General features: G+C 62.1%; 16 protein-coding genes. 9 read left to right on the top strand and 7 right to left on the bottom strand.

All coding sequences use genetic code 11. The features are described 5' to 3' along the window. From cobT to CN311_RS13680, 3 genes are all read right to left on the bottom strand, one after another. Positions 1 to 1330: cobaltochelatase subunit CobT (gene cobT / locus CN311_RS13690; RefSeq protein ID WP_097574239.1), on the bottom strand; the 1330-nt coding region annotated here is incomplete at its 3' end. 11 nt (positions 1331 to 1341) lie between these two features. Further along, positions 1342 to 2328: a cobaltochelatase subunit CobS gene (cobS, locus tag CN311_RS13685; RefSeq protein ID WP_097574237.1), complete on the bottom strand. Its 987-nt coding sequence runs from the start codon at positions 2326 to 2328 to the stop codon at positions 1342 to 1344. A 123-nt stretch (positions 2329 to 2451) separates the two neighbouring features. Continuing rightward, positions 2452 to 3081: a J domain-containing protein gene (locus CN311_RS13680; RefSeq protein WP_097574236.1), complete on the bottom strand. Its 630-nt coding sequence runs from the start codon at positions 3079 to 3081 to the stop codon at positions 2452 to 2454. A gap of 192 nt (positions 3082 to 3273) precedes the next feature. Here CN311_RS13680 and CN311_RS13675 point away from each other — a divergent pair, with 192 nt between their 5' ends. Next, positions 3274 to 3576: a BolA family protein gene (locus tag CN311_RS13675; protein WP_097574235.1), complete on the top strand. Its 303-nt coding sequence runs from the start codon at positions 3274 to 3276 to the stop codon at positions 3574 to 3576. Positions 3577 to 3579: 3 nt separating this feature from the next. On the opposite strand, the gene CN311_RS13670 is transcribed toward CN311_RS13675, so the two are convergent. Next, positions 3580 to 4386: an alpha/beta hydrolase gene (locus CN311_RS13670; protein WP_097574248.1), complete on the bottom strand. Its 807-nt coding sequence runs from the start codon at positions 4384 to 4386 to the stop codon at positions 3580 to 3582. Positions 4387 to 4735: 349 nt separating this feature from the next. Between CN311_RS13670 and CN311_RS13665 the strand changes: the two genes are divergently transcribed. The 3 genes from CN311_RS13665 to CN311_RS13655 are packed head-to-tail and all read left to right on the top strand — an operon-like array spanning position 4736 to position 9573. Beyond that, a complete protein-coding gene (locus CN311_RS13665) occupies positions 4736 to 6685 on the top strand; it encodes a PrkA family serine protein kinase (protein ID WP_097574234.1) in 1950 nt (649 codons plus the stop codon). Between the two features lie 18 nt (positions 6686 to 6703). Beyond that, on the top strand, positions 6704 to 8011 hold the full coding sequence (locus CN311_RS13660; protein ID WP_097574233.1) for a YeaH/YhbH family protein: 1308 nt from the start codon (positions 6704 to 6706) through the stop codon (positions 8009 to 8011). Between the two features lie 11 nt (positions 8012 to 8022). After that, positions 8023 to 9573 carry a SpoVR family protein gene (locus CN311_RS13655; protein ID WP_097574232.1) on the top strand — a complete coding sequence of 517 codons (1551 nt, stop codon included), beginning with the start codon at positions 8023 to 8025 and terminating at the stop codon, positions 9571 to 9573. A 35-nt stretch (positions 9574 to 9608) separates the two neighbouring features. Here CN311_RS13655 and CN311_RS13650 read toward each other — a convergent pair whose 3' ends face one another. Genes CN311_RS13650 through CN311_RS13640 form a run of 3 tightly spaced genes read right to left on the bottom strand, consistent with a single transcriptional unit; the run spans position 9609 to position 12219 of the window. Next, positions 9609 to 10505 (bottom strand): HlyC/CorC family transporter, encoded by an 897-nt coding sequence (locus CN311_RS13650; RefSeq protein WP_097574231.1) that lies wholly within the window; start codon positions 10503 to 10505, stop codon positions 9609 to 9611. Further along, positions 10502 to 11617: a 3-dehydroquinate synthase gene (aroB, locus tag CN311_RS13645; protein WP_097574230.1), complete on the bottom strand. Its 1116-nt coding sequence runs from the start codon at positions 11615 to 11617 to the stop codon at positions 10502 to 10504. Before aroB ends, CN311_RS13650 begins: the two co-directional genes overlap by 4 nt. After that, positions 11614 to 12219, bottom strand: coding sequence for a shikimate kinase (locus tag CN311_RS13640; protein WP_097574229.1), 606 nt, complete (start codon positions 12217 to 12219; stop codon positions 11614 to 11616). The genes aroB and CN311_RS13640 overlap by 4 nt, the downstream gene beginning before the upstream one ends. Before the next feature lie 172 nt (positions 12220 to 12391). Here CN311_RS13640 and CN311_RS13635 point away from each other — a divergent pair, with 172 nt between their 5' ends. The 5 genes from CN311_RS13635 to CN311_RS13615 all read left to right on the top strand — a co-directional run bounded on the left by CN311_RS13635 (position 12392) and on the right by CN311_RS13615 (position 16325). Further along, positions 12392 to 12544, top strand: coding sequence for a hypothetical protein (locus tag CN311_RS13635; RefSeq protein WP_008874014.1), 153 nt, complete (start codon positions 12392 to 12394; stop codon positions 12542 to 12544). Between the two features lie 9 nt (positions 12545 to 12553). Continuing rightward, the gene (locus CN311_RS13630) at positions 12554 to 13471 is read left to right on the top strand and encodes a site-specific tyrosine recombinase XerD (RefSeq protein WP_097574228.1); all 918 of its coding nucleotides are present in this window, start codon (positions 12554 to 12556) and stop codon (positions 13469 to 13471) included. 99 nt (positions 13472 to 13570) lie between these two features. After that, the gene (locus CN311_RS13625; protein ID WP_097574227.1) at positions 13571 to 14521 is read left to right on the top strand and encodes an acetyl-CoA carboxylase carboxyltransferase subunit alpha; all 951 of its coding nucleotides are present in this window, start codon (positions 13571 to 13573) and stop codon (positions 14519 to 14521) included. Positions 14522 to 14742: 221 nt separating this feature from the next. Continuing rightward, on the top strand, positions 14743 to 16071 hold the full coding sequence (locus CN311_RS13620; RefSeq protein WP_097574246.1) for a L,D-transpeptidase family protein: 1329 nt from the start codon (positions 14743 to 14745) through the stop codon (positions 16069 to 16071). An 11-nt stretch (positions 16072 to 16082) separates the two neighbouring features. After that, positions 16083 to 16325, top strand: a complete 243-nt coding sequence (locus CN311_RS13615; protein ID WP_165779696.1) for a sulfurtransferase TusA family protein — start codon at positions 16083 to 16085, stop codon at positions 16323 to 16325. Position 16326: the final 1 nt, after the last annotated feature.

Below are 16326 nucleotides of genomic sequence, written 5' to 3'. Positions count from 1 at the left end.
GTTCCAGCGTGCGCGCCAATATGTCGGCGCAGGTGGCCGCGACCGTGATCGGCCGGCCGCGCATCGAGCCCGAATTGTCGAGCACCAGCGTCACCACGGTGTCGCGGAACTTGGTGTCGCGCTCCTGCTTGAAGGACAGCGGCTGCATCGGGTCGATGACGATACGCACCAGCCGCGCCGGATCGAGATAGCCCTCTTCGAGGTCGAAATCCCAGGAACGGTTCTGCTGCGCCATCAGCCGGCGCTGCAGCCGGTTTGCCAGCCGGCCGACGACACCGGAGAGATTGGCGAGCTGCTTGTCGAGGAAGGCGCGCAGGCGATCCAGCTCTTCTTCCTCGCACAGTTCCTCCGCGCCGACGGTCTCGTCGAAGGTCGTGGTGAAGATCTTGTAGTCGATCTCCTTCGACAGATTGGTGAAGGGATTGTCGTTGCGGCGGGCCTCGCCGGGCGTCTCGGCGTCCGCATCGTCCTCGTCGGACAAATCGTCGGATGTGGCGTCCGAGGCTTCCGTCTCCGCCGACTGCTCGTCGTCCGCGGATGCCTCGGTATCGTCGGACTGCGACTGCTCGGAGCCGGAATCGTCCTCGCCGCCCTCCTCGCTCTGCTCCTCGCCTTGCGGCTGGTTGTCGTCATTGTCTTCCGAGTCTTCGGTCTCCTGGTCGTCGCCGAGTTCCTCGGCCATTTCCATGGAGGCGAGCATCTCGCGCACGACACGGGCGAAAGCCTGCTGATCGTCGAGCTTCGCCGAGAGACCGTCGAGATCGGCGCTGGCCTTCTCCTCGACCCAGGGACGCCAGAGGTCGACCAGCCGCTCGCCGCTCTTCGGGACAGTGCGGCCGGTCAGCTTTTCGCGCACCATCAGCGCCAGTGCCTCCTCGATCGGCGCGTCGGCCTTGTCCTTGACGTCGACGAGGTTGGCCCTGGCGTATTTGTCCTCGAGCATCGAGCCGATATTGTCGCCCACGCCCTGCATGGCGCGGCTGCCGATCGCCTCGACGCGGGCCTGCTCGACCGCATCGTAGATGGCGCGGGCCTGTTTACCCTCGGGCGCCAGCTTGTTGTGGATGCGCGCATCATGGCAGGCGCGCTTCAGCGCCATGGAATCGCCGAGACCGCGGGTGATGGCGATGTCGGCCTTCGACGCCTTCTTCGGCAGTTCGGGCAGACGGGCGCGGCTGCCGGCCAGCGCCGGCCGGTCCTTGGCGAAACCGACTTCGAGGTCCTTGTCGCCGGCAATCGCACGCATGCAGACGGTGACGGCGCGCTTGAAGCTGTCGGCTTCAGCCCCCGTCTTCGACTTGTTGCGCGTATTGTCGCCCGGACCCGCCATCGAGACCCTGCTTAGCCCAGCACCACATTGGCTGCTGATTCCGGCAGATCCTCTCCAAACGCGCGCTGGTAGAACTCGGCGACCACCGAGCGTTCCAGTTCGTCGCATTTGTTGAGGAAGGTCAGCCGGAACGCCATACCGATGTCGCCGAAGATCTCGGCATTCTCGGCCCAGGTGATGACCGTGCGCGGGCTCATGACGGTCGACAGGTCGCCATTGATGAAGGCCGAGCGCGTCATGTCGGCGACGCGCACCATCTTGTTGACGATCTCCCTGCCCTTGCCGTCGCGGTAGTGCTTGGCCTTGGCCAGCACGATGTTCACCTCATTGTCGTGCGGCAGATAGTTCAACGTGGTGACGATCGACCAGCGGTCCATCTGCGCCTGGTTGATCTGCTGGGTGCCGTGATAGAGGCCGGTGGTGTCGCCAAGCCCGACCGTGTTGGCGGTCGAAAACAGCCGGAACGCCGGATGCGGACGGATGACCCGGCTCTGGTCGAGCAACGTCAGCCGGCCCGACGATTCCAGCACGCGCTGAATGACGAACATCACATCCGGGCGGCCGGCATCGTATTCGTCGAAGCACAGCGCGACATTGTGCTGGTAGGCCCAGGGCAGGATGCCGTCGCGGAATTCGGTGATCTGCAGCCCGTCCTTGACGACGATCGCATCCTTGCCGACGAGATCGATGCGGCTGACATGGCTGTCGAGATTGACGCGCACGCAGGGCCAGTTGAGGCGGGCGGCGACCTGCTCGATATGGGTCGACTTGCCGGTGCCGTGATAGCCCGACACCATGACGCGGCGATTGTAGGCGAAACCGGCGAGGATAGCCATCGTCGTGTTCTTGTCGAACAGATAGTCCGGATCGATGTCGGGCACATGCTCTGATGTCACCGAATAGGCCGGCACCACCATCTTGGACTCGAAGCCGAATTTCTCCTTCACCGACACCGTTGTGTCGGGCAGGTTGGCGATGTCGCGATCGACCTTGTTCATCTCTATCAACGTCTCCACGGGCGAAACGCCTGATTTCGCCGGCAATCTATTTTGTCCGGGGGCGGTCTTAGAGCCTTTTCCAACCTTATGAAAGTTGGAAAACGACACAAACCGTAAGGCTGCTCAGCACAATCCTGCCTGCTTGAGCACGCGATAGGCCTGGAGCACATCGCGGAACCGGTCTTCCGAACCTCTGTCGCCGCCATTCGCATCCGGATGGTGACGCTTCACCAGTTCCTTATAGCGCGCCTTGATATCCTTGCCAGTCGCCTTTGTATCAAGGCCAAGCGTTTCCAGCGCCTTGGCCTCAAGCGGCTTGGCCTTGCGCTCGCGCGCCTCGCGTGGATCCCTCGGGCCTTTGAACAGGTCGAACGGATCGCGCATGCGGTTGTAGTAGCCGGCGCGGCCGGAACGTTGCTGGGCAAAGTCGGGCGAAGAGCGCGTCGAGGCGCCGGCGACGCCCATCTTCCAGGTCGGCCGATGGCCGGTCATCGCTTCCTTCTGAAAACGGGCGACCTCGCTGTCCGGCACACCGGAGAAATAATTGAAGCCCTTGTTGTACTCGCGCACATGATCGAAGCAGAACTGGAAATACTCGCCCTCCTTCATGCGTCCGACCGGCGCGCGATGGGTGCCTGCCTCCTTGCAGCCATCCCACTGGCAGATCGGCGAGCGCGACTTCAGCTCCGCGTCCTTCTCCGGCCGGATGCGAAGCTTCTCGAAATATTTGGGGTACGGTTTCATCTCACCCATTTATGGGCTGTTCGCTAGTGCGAAACAAGAATTGACATTTTCGCGTTGATCGCCCTAACCGCTGAATCGCGGCATAAAGCGGGCGATTGGTGTATTTTGTCGCGGCGACAGCATTGGCGCGTCTTCAAACGCGAAAAAAGGCACCGATTTCCGGGAGCAACTGCCCGCTACATGTGGTGAAGGAAAGTGCGAATGTCCATACAGGCAACAATGGAAGACAAGCTGAAAAAGGCATTCTCGCCGGAGCGGCTCGTCATCATAAACGAAAGCCATCTCCATGCCGGTCATCACCAGCATGGCTCCGACCATCATGGCGCCTATGACGGCACCGGCGAGACGCATTTCCGCGTTCGCATCGTCTCCCCGGTCTTTGCCGGCATGAGCCGCATCAACCGCCACCGCGCAGTCAACGAATTGCTGGCGGAAGAATTGAAAGCTGGCGTGCACGCGCTGGCGATCGAACCGGCAGCACCCGATGAAAAGACCAGGTGGTAAGCCTCAGGCGACCATCGCCTTCAGGAAAATCATCACCGCTGCGGTCAAGGCGTCGCCCTCCTCGCCGAAATCGCGATTGATCGACATGTGCGAATAGGCGCTGCCGTCGAACAGCGTGACCTCGGTCCCGGAGGCGCGCAAACGCGCGGCAAAGGCCTTGGAATCCTGCTCCCGCCCCGTTGCACGCGAATAGGCGACAAAGGTCGGCGGATGTTTACGGCCCTCGATATGCGCCGCCGGCGACAGCGCGCGCCACTGCGCCGGATCGGGAAAGGCCCGGGCGTAGGTCCGCGTCATGCCGCCGCTCCTGGCCAGCGCCTCAAGATCATAGGCCCTGGTATCGTCGAGTACGAGCGCCGCGACGCCGGGCAGGCCGCCACGCAAGCCGGTCAGCGCGGCAAGATGGCAGCCGGCGGAATGGCCCATCACGGCGATGCGCTCGGGGTCGCCGCCATATTTGGCGATGTTGGCACGCACGTAGGCATAGGCTTTCTCGACATCGCCGGCCTGGGTGGCGACATCGGCCTCAGGCAGCATGCGGTAGTCGATCGAGACGAACACGAAACCGTTGGCGAGCAGGAAGCCCGGCTTGGCGTTGACGTTATTGCGGTTGCCGATCCGCCAGGCGCCGCCATGGATGAAGAGCACGACGGGCCTGCTCTTGAAGCCATCGCGCGCATAGATGTCGAGCCTGGCCGGTCCGTAGTCGAAGGTCTGCGGCTCCGGCTGGCGCGGACGCCACGCAGCGGACGCCCCTGCCGGCAGCAGCGCCGCCATCGATGCCAGGATGAGACTGCGTCGATCGATCATCACCACCTCCGACTGCTTCGAGGCAGAGTGCACATGCGCGCCACGGGCGTCCAGTCAAGGATCGGCAATGGCCCGGCCGGATAAGATCGATCGAGGCGACGTCCGGGCATTCGTCCTGCCTCCGTGTTCCCGACAACGAGATGCGGATTGCGATCCGCCCTTGAAGCTCCGCTTGCAATCACCACGTAATCTCTAAGGTGGGCATTGCGGCCACGTCGGGTGCCTTCCCTGAGGTCGATGCCGAATTGCATGCGTTCTCCTCGATGTGAAAGGGAACCACAATGCTTTTCCGGCAGTTGGATGTATCATGAGCCGACTCACCCAGAAGGGGCGCTGAGGGCGAAATATCATGCGCGAGAACCAGTCTGACGTTTTCGACCTGTTTTCAGAAATTTACACGAGCGCAGCGCAGGAAGAGATCAGCATCCAGCAATATCTGCTTGCCTGCCGCGAAGACAGGTCGATGTATGCCTCGGCACCTGAACGCATGGTGCAGGCAATCGGCGAGCCGAATCTGGTCGACACCAGCAAGGACGAGCGGCTCGGTCGAATTTTCTCGAACAGGACCATCAAGGTGTATCCCTCCTTCGCCGACTTCTACGGCATGGAGGACACGATCGAGCGCATCGCCGGCTATTTCCGCTATGCCTCGCAGGGGCTCGAGGAGCGCAAGCAGATCCTTTATCTCCTCGGCCCAGTCGGCGGCGGCAAATCCTCGCTCGCCGAGCGGCTGAAGAAACTGATGGAACAGCGCCCGATCTACACGCTGAAGGTCGGCAACCAGATCAGCCCGGTTTTCGAATCGCCGCTGGGCCTCTTTCATCCCGATCGCATGGGCGATCTGCTGGAGGACAAATACGGCATAGCGCGGCGGCACCTCAACGGGCTCATCTCGCCCTGGGCGTCCAAGCGCCTCGACGAACTGTCCGGCGACATTTCCAAATTCAGCGTGGTCAAGCTGATGCCGTCTCGGCTGCGCCAGATCGGCATCGCCAAGACCGAACCTGGCGATGAGAACAATCAGGATGTCTCGGCCCTGGTTGGCAAGGTCGACATCCGGCAATTGGAGAACTTCAGCCAGTCAGACCCGGATGCCTATTCCTTTAGCGGCGGACTGAACCGGACCACGCAGGGCCTGCTCGAATTCGTCGAGATGTTCAAGGCGCCCATCAAGGTCCTGCATCCGTTGCTGACCGCGACCCAGGAAGGCAGCTACAACGGCACCGAGAATTTCGGCGCTTTTCCTTACCAAGGGGTCATCGTCGCCCATTCCAACGAATCGGAATGGCAGCAGTTCAAGAACAACAAGAACAATGAGGCCTTCCTCGATCGCATCCTGGTGGTCAAGGTGCCGTACTGCCTGCGGATCACCGAAGAGAGGCAGATCTATGAAAAGCTGCTGCGCGAGAGCGATCTGGCCTCCAGCCCCTGTGCCCCTGAAGTGTTGGACATTCTCAGCCGCTTCACCGTCTCGACCCGCCTTGCCGAGCATGACAATTCCCCACTCTACACCAAGATGCGCGTCTATGACGGCGAGAGCGTCAGGGAAATCGACCCCAAGGCGAAGTCGGTCCAGGAATATCGCGATGCCGCCGGCGTCGATGAAGGCATGACGGGCGTCAGCACGCGCTTTGCCTTCAAGATCCTGTCGCAGACATTCAACTACGACACCAAGGAAGTGGCCGCCGATCCCGTGCATCTGATGTACATCCTGGAGGAAGCGATCAAGCGCGAGCAGTTCCCGAAGGAGACGGAAGCGGCCTATCTCGAATTCATCAAGTCGGAGCTCGCCGCGCGCTACGCCGAGTTCATTGGCCACGAAATCCAGAAGGCCTATCTCGAATCCTATAGCGAATATGGCCAGAACCTTTTCGACCGCTACATCGCCTATGCCGACGCCTGGATCGAGGATCAGGATTACAAGGACCCGGACACCGGCCAGATCCTCAACCGGGAGGTCCTGGACAACGAGTTGTCCCAGGTCGAAAAGCCGGCAGGCATCGCCAATCCCAAGGACTTCCGCAACGAGGTGGTGAAGTTCACGCTGCGCGCAAGGGCAAAGAACCACGACCGCAACCCGTCATGGACCAGTTATGAAAAACTGCGCGAGGTCATCGAGAAGCGGATGTTCGGACAGGTCGAGGACCTCCTGCCGGTGATCAGCTTCGGCTCCAAGCAGGACAGCGTTACGGAAAAGCGCCACAACGAATTCGTCCAGCGCATGGTTGAACACGGCTACACCGAACGTCAGGTGCGCCGGCTGGTGGACTGGTACATGCGAGTGAACAAGGCGGGTTGATAGAGCCCGGATGGTTCCATGCCGATCTTCATCGACCGTCGCCTCAACCCGAAAGACAAGAGCCTCGGCAATCGACAGCGCTTCCTCAGGCGTGCGCGCGAGGAATTGAAGCGAAGCATCCGCGATCAGATACGCAGCGGCAGGATCGCCGACGTGGATGCCGAGCACGCCGTGCCCATGCCCGAAAGGGGAACGACCGAGCCGAGCTTCAACGATAACAAGGCCAGCGGCAACCGGCAGCACATCCTTCCCGGCAACAGGCATTTCGCCCCTGGAGACCTGATCCCCAAGCCCGGTCAGGGCAGCGGCGCAAGGGGTCCGGGAAACAAGGTGTCGGAAGACGATTTTCGTTTCGTGCTGTCGCGCGAGGAGGTGCTCGAGCTTTTTTTCGAGGATCTGGAGCTGCCTGACCTGGTCAAGCTCAATCTCAAGGAGATCCATGCCTTCAAGCCGCGCAGGGCCGGCTTCGCGGCGACCGGTTCACCGACCAACATCAGTGTCGGGCGCACCATGCGCAACAGCCACGGCCGGCGCATCGCGCTGAGGCGCCCGAAGCAGCAGGAACTGGATGCGATCATCCAAGAAATCGCCACGCTTGAGTCGGAGCCAGCCGGCGCGGCGACGCGGCAGCGCATTGCAACACTGCGCGAGGAGCTTGAGCGGCTGGAGCGTCGGCGCAGACGAATTGCCTTCGTCGATCCGGTCGATATCCGGTTCAACCGTTTCGACGCTCGGCCCATACCAAATGCCAATGCCGTCATGTTCTGCCTGATGGACGTTTCCGGATCGATGGGCGAGCGCGAGAAGGACCTGGCCAAACGCTTTTTCGTGCTGCTGCACCTGTTCTTGAAGCGGCGCTACGAACGCACCGAGATCGTCTTCATCCGCCATACCCACGAGGCGCACGAAGTGGATGAGGACACGTTCTTCTACAATACGCAGAGCGGCGGAACGATCGTCTCCACCGCGCTCGACGAAATGCACCGCATCATCGGAGAGCGCTATCCCGCCGCCGAATGGAACATCTACGCAGCGCAGGCATCGGACGGCGACAATTTCGCCACCGATTCCGAGCGATGCATAAAGTTCCTGGACGGCAAGCTCATGCGCCTGTGCCAGTATTTCGCCTATGTCGAGATCATCGACGAACGCGAAGCCCATATATTCCGAGCTACCGAAAACGGGACGTCGCTTTGGCGCGCTTACAGTACGGTCGAGGCGAAATGGCCTAACTTCCAGATGAGCCGCATTGCCGCTCCGGCGGATATATACCCGGTTTTTCGCCGGCTCTTCGCCAGGCAGCCGGCTGTCCGCAAGAGCGCTTGAGGAGAGGGTCGATGGCCAGGCAAGCCAACAAACCGGGTTTGCTCTTTTCGGGGTCTGACTGGGACTTCGGGAAGTTGTCGCGGGCTTATGAAGCGATCGAGGCTCTCGCGATAGAAGAGCTGCACCTCGATATATATCCGGTGCAGATGGAGATCATATCCTCTCAGCAGATGCTCGACGCCTATTCGTCAGTCGGCATGCCGCTGATGTATCGTCACTGGTCGTTCGGCAAACATTTCCTCTACCAGGACCTGCTATATCGCAAGGGCGGACGCGGCCTGGCCTATGAACTGGTTATCAACTCCAACCCCTGCATCGTTTACCTGATGGAGGAAAACACCATGGCGTTGCAGGCCCTGGTGACGGCGCACGCGGCGCTCGGACATAACCATTTCTTCAAGAACAATCATTTGTTCAGGCAATGGACGGATGCCGGGGCGATCCTGAGCTATCTGGACTTCGCCAAGAGCTACATAACCCGCTGCGAGGAGCGGCATGGCCTTGCCGCGGTGGAGGCGGTTCTGGACGCGGCGCATGCACTCATGGAACAGGGCGTATTTCGCTATCGTCGCCCGCCGAAATTGTCCTCGGAACGGCAGCGCGAGGGATTGCGTGAGCGCCTGGAATACGAAGAGCGTTCCTACAATGATTTATGGCGCACGCTGCCATCTGCGCAGGAAAGCAAGAAGGCTGACGGGGTGGATGCACGCATGGCGGAGCGCAAGAAATCGCTCAACCTGCCAGAGGAAAACCTGCTCTACTTCCTGGAGAAAAACAGCCTCATCCTTGAGCCTTGGCAGCGTGAGATCGTCAGGATCGTGCGTATCATTGCGCAGTATTTCTATCCTCAGCGCCAAACCCAGGTGATGAACGAAGGCTGCGCCACTTTTGTTCACTACACGCTCATGAACATGCTGTTCGATCGTGACCGGATCAGCGAAGGCGCCATGCTCGAAATCCTGCGCAACCATTCGAACGTGATCTTCCAGCCGGCCTACGACGACCCACGGTTTTCAGGCATCAATCCCTATGCCCTCGGCCTCGACATGATGCAGGACATACAGCGCATGTCGATCGAGCCGACCGCGGAAGACCGCGACTGGTTCCCGGACATTGCCGGACATGGCAACTGGCGCGAAGTCCTGCTTGAAGCCTGGGCCAACCACCGCGACGAATCCTTCATCCGCCAGTATCTCAGCCCAAGCCTGATCCGGAAATGGCGGCTATTCGTGCTCGCCGACGGAGCCGACGAACCGCATTTCGAAGTCGCCTCGATCCACAACGAGCGTGGTTATGACAAGATTCGTGCTGCGCTGGCCAACAGTTACGACATTGGAGCGAACCGGCCGGACATCCAGGTGATTGATGTCGACCTGCTCGGCGATCGGCAGTTGCGACTGCAACACCGGGTGAAGGACGGCATTGTCCTCGATGAAGGCAGCCGCGACCAGACGCTGCGCCATGTCCGCAACCTCTGGGGCTACGAGGTCAGCCTGGTGGCGGTCGACGCTCAGACCGGGACGGTGATCCACGAACGCTCCACGAGCCAGATCGCGGAATGAGGCTCGGCAAGGAGCGCCCTTACCCTGCCGGCTGATCAGTTCTCGCCAGCCGGCCGTATCCTCAGCCTGGCGATGCGGTTCTTGTCGCGCTTCATCACGACGAAGCGCTTGCCGTGGAAGGTAAACGCCTGTTTCTCCTCCGGAATCGACTGCGTCTCGTGGATGACGAGACCGGCAATGGTGGTGGCTTCCTCGTCCGGCAGGTTCCAGTCGAGCGCCCGGTTCAGGTCGCGGATCGGCACCGTGCCGTCGACGACGACCGAACCGTCCGCTTCCTGCTTGACACCCTGGATTTCGATATCATGCTCGTCGGCGATTTCGCCGACGATCTCCTCGATGATGTCCTCCAGCGTCACCAGCCCCTCGACCTCGCCATATTCGTCGACGACGACCGCGAAATGCGCCTTGCGGCGCAGGAAGGCGTTGAGCTGTTCTTGCAGCGTCGTGGTGTCGGGCACGAACCACGGCTTGGACGCGATCTTCATCACGTCGATCCTGGAAAAGTCGTTGCCGACATCGTTCAGCGCGCGCAGCAGGTCCTTGGCGTGCAGCACGCCCACGATATTGTCGAGCGAGCCTTTCCACAACGGCATGCGGGTATGCGGACTCTGCAGGATCTCGCGCACCACCGCTTCCGGCGGATTGTCGGCATTGACCGAGCGCATGTTGGTGCGGTGGACCATGACATCGGACACTTCGAGTTCGGCAAGGTCGAACAGGCCGCCGATACGGTCGCGATCCTCGCGCACCACCTGTCCGTCGCGACGAAAATCGTCGATGGCGCCACGCAATTCATCATGGCTCGAACGCTGCGGCTCGATGCGCTGCAGTTCATAGCCAAAGGCCGCGAGCAGCCGCTCACGAAGGACAAAGGCCAGCAGAACAAGCCCGGCAAGCGCGGCGGCAACGATCCAGCCGGTCTCCGCCTTCAAGCCCGGTTCTCCCTTAGGAAAGACAGCACTTCCGACGCCGGAACATCCTTGGCGATGAAGGCCTGGCCGATGCCGTGCGTCAGGATGAAGGTCAGCGCGCCACGCGACACCTTCTTGTCCTGGGTGATGAAGGCGAGCAGCGCCTCGGCATCCGGCAATTCGCCAGATATGTCGCCCATGCGCCAAGGCAGGCCGACGGCGCGAAGATGCGCCTCGACGCGCGCCGCATCGTCGGGGCTGGCCAGATTGAGGCGTGACGAAAAACGGTGCGCCAGCGCCATGCCGATGGCGACGCCCTCGCCATGCACGAGCCGGGCGCCGTCATAGTGCGTGGCGGCTTCGAGCGCATGGCCGAAAGTGTGGCCGAGATTGAGCAACGCGCGGTCGCCGGTCTCGAATTCGTCGCGAGCGACGACATCGGCCTTGGCACGGCAGGCCTCGGCGATGGCCTTGGCCCGCGCCGGGCCACCGGCAAACACCTCGCGCCAGTTCTCCTCCAGCCAGGCGAAGAAATCCGGGCGGTCGATAAGCCCGTATTTGGCGAGCTCGGCATAACCGGCACGGAATTCGCGGATCGGCAGCGTGTCGAGCACCTCGGTGTCGGCCAGCACCAGCTTCGGCTGGTGGAAAACGCCGACGAGGTTCTTGCCGCGCGTGCTGTTGATGCCGGTCTTGCCGCCGACCGAGGAATCGACCTGGGCGAGCAGCGAGGTCGGGACCTGCACGAAATTCATGCCGCGCCGCACGATGCCGGCCGCAAAGCCGGCAAGGTCGCCGATGACGCCGCCGCCGAGCGCGATGACGACATCGCCGCGCTCAAGTCTGGCGGCCAGCACTCCATCCACCACGTCCTCGAGATGCGCAAAGCTCTTGGTCTTCTCGCCCGCCGGCAGCGTGATGACGGCGTTCTGGATGCCGCCCTTTTCGAGGCCGGCCTTCAGCGTTTCGAGATGTGCCGCGGCGACATTGTCGTCGGTGACCACCGCGGCGCGCGTGCCCGGCAAACGCCGTGCAATCTCCATGCCGGAGCGCTCAAGCAGGCCCGGTCCGATCAATATGTCGTAGGCGCGCTCGCCAAGCCCGACCTCGACAGTGACCGTATCCGCGCTCACGACCGCACCTCGCCTGTCGCGGCTGCAATGCCGAAATGGCCGCAGAGCGCGTCCACCACCTCGGCCGCGATGATCTCCTTGCGGTCGTCGCGGGTCGGCACCGTGACATTGGCCGCGGCGTAGACCGGATAGCGCTCGGCCATCAACCGTTCGAGCACGGCGCGCGGATCGGCGCTTTTCAGGAGCGGCCGGTTCTGCTTCTTGGAAACGCGCTCCATCAACAGGTCGATCTCCGCCTTCAGCCATACCGATACGCCATGGCCGGCAATGGCCTCCCGCGTCTGCGCATTCATGAAGGCGCCGCCGCCGGTCGACAGCACCTGCGGGCCATGTTCCAGCACGCGCAGGATGACGCGCTGCTCCAGCGCCCGGAACTCGGTTTCGCCATAGCGCTCGAACAGTTCGGGCACGGTCATGCGCGACACGCTTTCGATCTCCTGGTCGCTGTCGATGAAAGGCAATCCCAGCATCGCCGCCACCTTGCGGCCGATCGCGGTCTTGCCGGCGCCCATCAGGCCGACAAAGACGATGGAACGGTTGCCCAACAGGCCAAGCAGCGCGGCATGGCTCTCATCGGGAGGATTTGCTGGCAGCGCGTTCATGACACAGCGATATTTCCAAGCCTCTTTGCCGGGTATCGACATCAAAAGCCTGTTTGCGTCAAGCGCGGCGGTCGTCCGGCGTCGTGCAAGTTCCGTCCTTGAATTGGCCGGATTGGCGTCTCATAAGGGCACAGGGTTTGGAAACACAGAACAAAAAGACGGGCAAAGATTGATGCCGACACTGTTCCGCTTTGTCGTGACGCTCACGATTCTGGCCGGCATTGTCTATGGTGCAATGTTCGCATTGGCGATGTTCGTCGAGCCGAGAAAGACCGAGATGAGCGTGCGCATCCCCCCGGAAAAGCTGAACCCCAAGAAAAACTGACCAAAAGCAATGAACAGTGCGGCCCGCATCGAAGCCTTTCTCGAAATGATGAGCGTCGAACGGGGTGCGGCCGAAAACACGCTTTCCTCCTACCGCCGCGACCTCGAAGACGCTTCGGCCGGGATCGGTGGCGGGCTGGCGGCCGCTGGCGCCGCCGATATCCGTGCCTATCTCGATGACATCGCCGCACGTGGCTTTGCCGCCACCTCGCAGGCGCGCAAACTGTCGGCGATCCGCCAGTTCTTCAAGTTCCTCTATGCCGAGGGCTTGCGCGGCGACGACCCGACCGGAACGCTGGACAGCCCGAAGAAGGGCCGGCCGCTGCCCAAGACGATGAGCGAGGCCGATACCGGCCGGCTGATCGACCGGGCGGCCGAGGAGGCAAGGGATGCCTCGCCCGGCGATGGCGACGACCTGGCGGCACTGCGCCTGCATGCGCTGGTCGAGGTGCTCTATGCCACGGGCCTGCGCGTTTCCGAACTGGTCGGCCTGCCGGTGACGGTGGCGCAGCGCGACGACCGCTTCTTCATGGTGCGCGGCAAGGGCGACAAGGAACGCATGGTGCCGCTGTCGGCCAAGGCGCGCAGCGCGATGCAGGCCTGGCTCGCAGCCCGGGCAGCGGTGCCGGCTTTCGCCGATAGCCCGTTCCTGTTTCCGGCGGCGAGCGACAGCGGCTATCTCTCCAGGCAGGTCTTTGCCCGCGACCTGAAAGGCCTCGCCGCCAGGGCCGGCATTTCAGCGGCAAAAATATCGCCGCACGTGCTGCGCCATGCTTTCGCCAGCCATCTCCTGCAGAATGGCGCCGATCTCAGGGCCGTGCAGCAGTTGCTCGGCCATGCCGATATTTCAACGACGCAGATTTACACGCATGTACTGGAGGAGCGCCTGGTCCGGCTGGTCAACGACCATCATCCGCTTGCCGACTAGGCGCCATATCGCTATGTGAGGACGACGTTTCGCCGCTCGGAGCCTTGATCTCAAGGGTTCCGCCAGTCATTGCCTTCCGGTCTATCGGTCCGCTCAAGAATGTATAATTACCTCGATTTCGAAAAGCCGGTCCAGGATCTCGAAGGCAAGATCCTCGAGCTGAAGAAGCTTGCCGAGAATGGCGAGGCGGTCGATGTCGGCGACGAGATCAGCCGCCTCGAGAAGCGTTCGCGCGACGCGCTCCGCGACGCCTACAAGGCCCTGACCCCGTGGCAGAAGGTGCAGGTGGCGCGCCATCCCGACAGGCCGCATTGCGTCGACTACATCAAGGGTCTGTTCAGCGATTTCACGCCGCTGGCTGGTGACCGCAATTTCGGCGAGGACCAGGCGATCGTCGGCGGCTTCGCCCGTTTTCGCGGCGAGCCGGTGGCAATCATCGGCCAGGAAAAAGGCTCCGACACCACGAGCCGGCTCAAGCATAATTTCGGCTCGGTGCGGCCGGAGGGCTATCGCAAGGCGGTGCGGCTGATGGAGCTCGCTGACCGCTTCAAGATCCCGCTGCTGACGCTGGTCGACACGGCAGGCGCCTATCCTGGCGTCGGCGCCGAGGAACGCGGCCAGGCGGAGGCCATCGCCCGCTCGACCTCGGCCTGCCTCGGCCTGAAAGTGCCGTCGATCTCGGTGGTCATCGGTGAAGGCGGGTCGGGCGGCGCCATTGCGATTGCCACCGCAAACCGCGTCTACATGCTCGAACACGCCATCTATTCGGTGATCTCGCCGGAAGGTGCGGCCTCGATCCTGTGGCGTGACACCACCCGCTCGAAGGATGCGGCGACCAACATGAAGATCACCGCCCAGGATCTTCTGGAGCTGAAGATCATCGACGCCATCATTCCCGAGCCGCTCGGCGGCGCCCATCGGGCCCCCGAAACGGTGATTGCCTCGACCGGCGATCTCATCGCCAGGACGATGAAGGAGTTTTCCGGCGCCAACACCGATTTTCGCGAGCAGCGCCGCGAAAAATACCTGTCGATGGGCCGCAACCTTTAATCCGAACTGGATTCAGAGCCGCAATGTGGCGAGATTGGGCGCTTTCGCCACAAAATTGCCTTTGCATTCGGTTCAATCAGATTGCCGTGGGGGAATGGGCCCAGCGCTTGCGGTAAGGAATTTATTAGGGTTACCGGGCTTAGGCTCCGTCAATGTTCAGCGTGCGGACCCTTGCAGCGCCTGAGGCTGCGGTCCAAAAAGATGAAGACATAGCGACATCCATGTTTGCCAAGCTCGCCCGCACCGGACTTCTGATCGCCGCCCTAGGCGTTACCGGCTGCAATGATTCTTCAATGAAGGATTTTGCCCCCTCGGCCAACAAGCCGTTGCCGGACAAGATACTGGCCGACATGAGGGCCAAGGGCATGGCCCGCACCTCGCCGGTGCTGGCCCGCATCTTCAAGGAAGAGGGCAAGCTCGAGATCTGGAAGGCCAAGACCAACGGCCGCTACGACATGGTCGCCAGCTACGATATCTGCAAATGGTCTGGCAAGCTCGGGCCGAAATATACCGAGGGCGACCGCCAGGCGCCGGAGGGCTTCTACACGGTCCGCCCGGCGCAGATGAATCCGAGGTCGAGCTACCATCTTTCCTTCAACATCGGCTATCCCAACGCCTACGACCGCGCCAATGGCCGCACCGGTTCCAATCTGATGGTCCACGGCGCCTGCTCGTCGTCGGGCTGTTATTCGATGACCGACGCGCAGATCGAGCAGATCTACGCCTTTGGTCGGGACGCCTTCCAGGGCGGCCAGACCGAGTTCCAGATCCAGGCTTTTCCGTTCCGCATGACCGCCGCCAACATGGCGCGCTATCGCAAGGACCCGAACTACGACTTCTGGAAGATGCTGAAGGTCGGCTACGACAATTTCGAGATCACCAAGGTGCCGCCCAAGGTCGATGTCTGCGAGAAGCGTTATGTCTTCAACCAGGTGGCCGCCGATGGCGCGACATTCAATCCGACCGGCGCCTGCCCCGCGACGACGCAGCCTGATTCGCTGAAAACCGCCTACAACGCCTATCAGAGCACCTATGAGGCGGCCTTCAATGGCGCGGTCAAGGCCTCGGTGCCGGCGCCGAGGCCGACGATCGCCGGCATCAAGGAAGCCAGCATCGTTTCCGATTGGTCGAAACGCCGCGCCCGCGGCGAGCGCGTGCCGATCGAGCCGCCGTCGCTCAATGCCGACGGCTCGCTGACCGAGACGGCGCGCATGGGCCGCATCGATTCGCCGGCCGGCCGCAAGATGGCCGCGATCGACGCGGAAAAAGCCGCCAAGCAGAAGGCCGAGCAACAGAGGCTTGCCGCCATGGAAGCCGCGAAGGCCGAGAAAGAGGCGGCCAAGGCGCAGGCTCTGGCCGCAAAGGAAACGGCCAGGATTAACTCGCTGGCCGAAGAGGAGGAGGCCAGGACCGCCGCCGAAGCGCCCGTCGCCACCGCAACTATTGCGCCGCCGCCCGAGGCCGCCGCGGCCGAGACGCAGGCGGCGAATGCCGAAGAAGGCAGGGTAACTAAGCTGAAGAACAAGCTGCTCGGCATGTTCGGCGGCTGAGCTCTCCAGCCTTGGCCAAGCGCACGTCCGTCTATGATCTCAAGGGGCTGAACTGCCCCCTGCCCGTGCTCAAGGCAAAAAAGCGGCTGGCGACCATGAGCCCGGGCAGCCGGCTCTGGCTGGAGACCACCGACCCACTGGCGGTTATCGACATCCCGGCATTCTGCTCCGACGACGGCCACCAGCTGATTGAGACGACTGCGATCTCCGGCGGCCACCGCTTTCTGGTCGAGCGCGGCGGATTGCGATCGTAAG

The organism is Mesorhizobium sanjuanii (genome assembly GCF_002529485.1).
Classification (GTDB): Bacteria; Pseudomonadota; Alphaproteobacteria; order Rhizobiales; family Rhizobiaceae; genus Mesorhizobium; species Mesorhizobium sanjuanii.
The sequence above is the reverse complement of the archived record's forward strand: the minus strand, read 5'-3'. Positions and strand labels throughout refer to the sequence as shown.

Coding starts and splice junctions, on each gene's coding strand:
- cobS (WP_097574237.1), bottom strand. CDS start 2,328: ATGAACAAGGTCGATCGCGACATCGCCAACCTGCCCGACACAACGGTG.
- CN311_RS13660 (WP_097574233.1), top strand. CDS start 6,704: ATGCCGATCTTCATCGACCGTCGCCTCAACCCGAAAGACAAGAGCCTC.
- CN311_RS13655 (WP_097574232.1), top strand. CDS start 8,023: ATGGCCAGGCAAGCCAACAAACCGGGTTTGCTCTTTTCGGGGTCTGAC.
- CN311_RS13630 (WP_097574228.1), top strand. CDS start 12,554: ATGAACAGTGCGGCCCGCATCGAAGCCTTTCTCGAAATGATGAGCGTC.
- CN311_RS13675 (WP_097574235.1), top strand. CDS start 3,274: ATGTCCATACAGGCAACAATGGAAGACAAGCTGAAAAAGGCATTCTCG.
- CN311_RS13620 (WP_097574246.1), top strand. CDS start 14,743: ATGTTTGCCAAGCTCGCCCGCACCGGACTTCTGATCGCCGCCCTAGGC.
- CN311_RS13680 (WP_097574236.1), bottom strand. CDS start 3,081: ATGGGTGAGATGAAACCGTACCCCAAATATTTCGAGAAGCTTCGCATC.
- CN311_RS13625 (WP_097574227.1), top strand. CDS start 13,571: ATGTATAATTACCTCGATTTCGAAAAGCCGGTCCAGGATCTCGAAGGC.
- CN311_RS13670 (WP_097574248.1), bottom strand. CDS start 4,386: ATGATCGATCGACGCAGTCTCATCCTGGCATCGATGGCGGCGCTGCTG.
- CN311_RS13665 (WP_097574234.1), top strand. CDS start 4,736: ATGCGCGAGAACCAGTCTGACGTTTTCGACCTGTTTTCAGAAATTTAC.
- CN311_RS13635 (WP_008874014.1), top strand. CDS start 12,392: ATGCCGACACTGTTCCGCTTTGTCGTGACGCTCACGATTCTGGCCGGC.
- CN311_RS13640 (WP_097574229.1), bottom strand. CDS start 12,219: ATGAACGCGCTGCCAGCAAATCCTCCCGATGAGAGCCATGCCGCGCTG.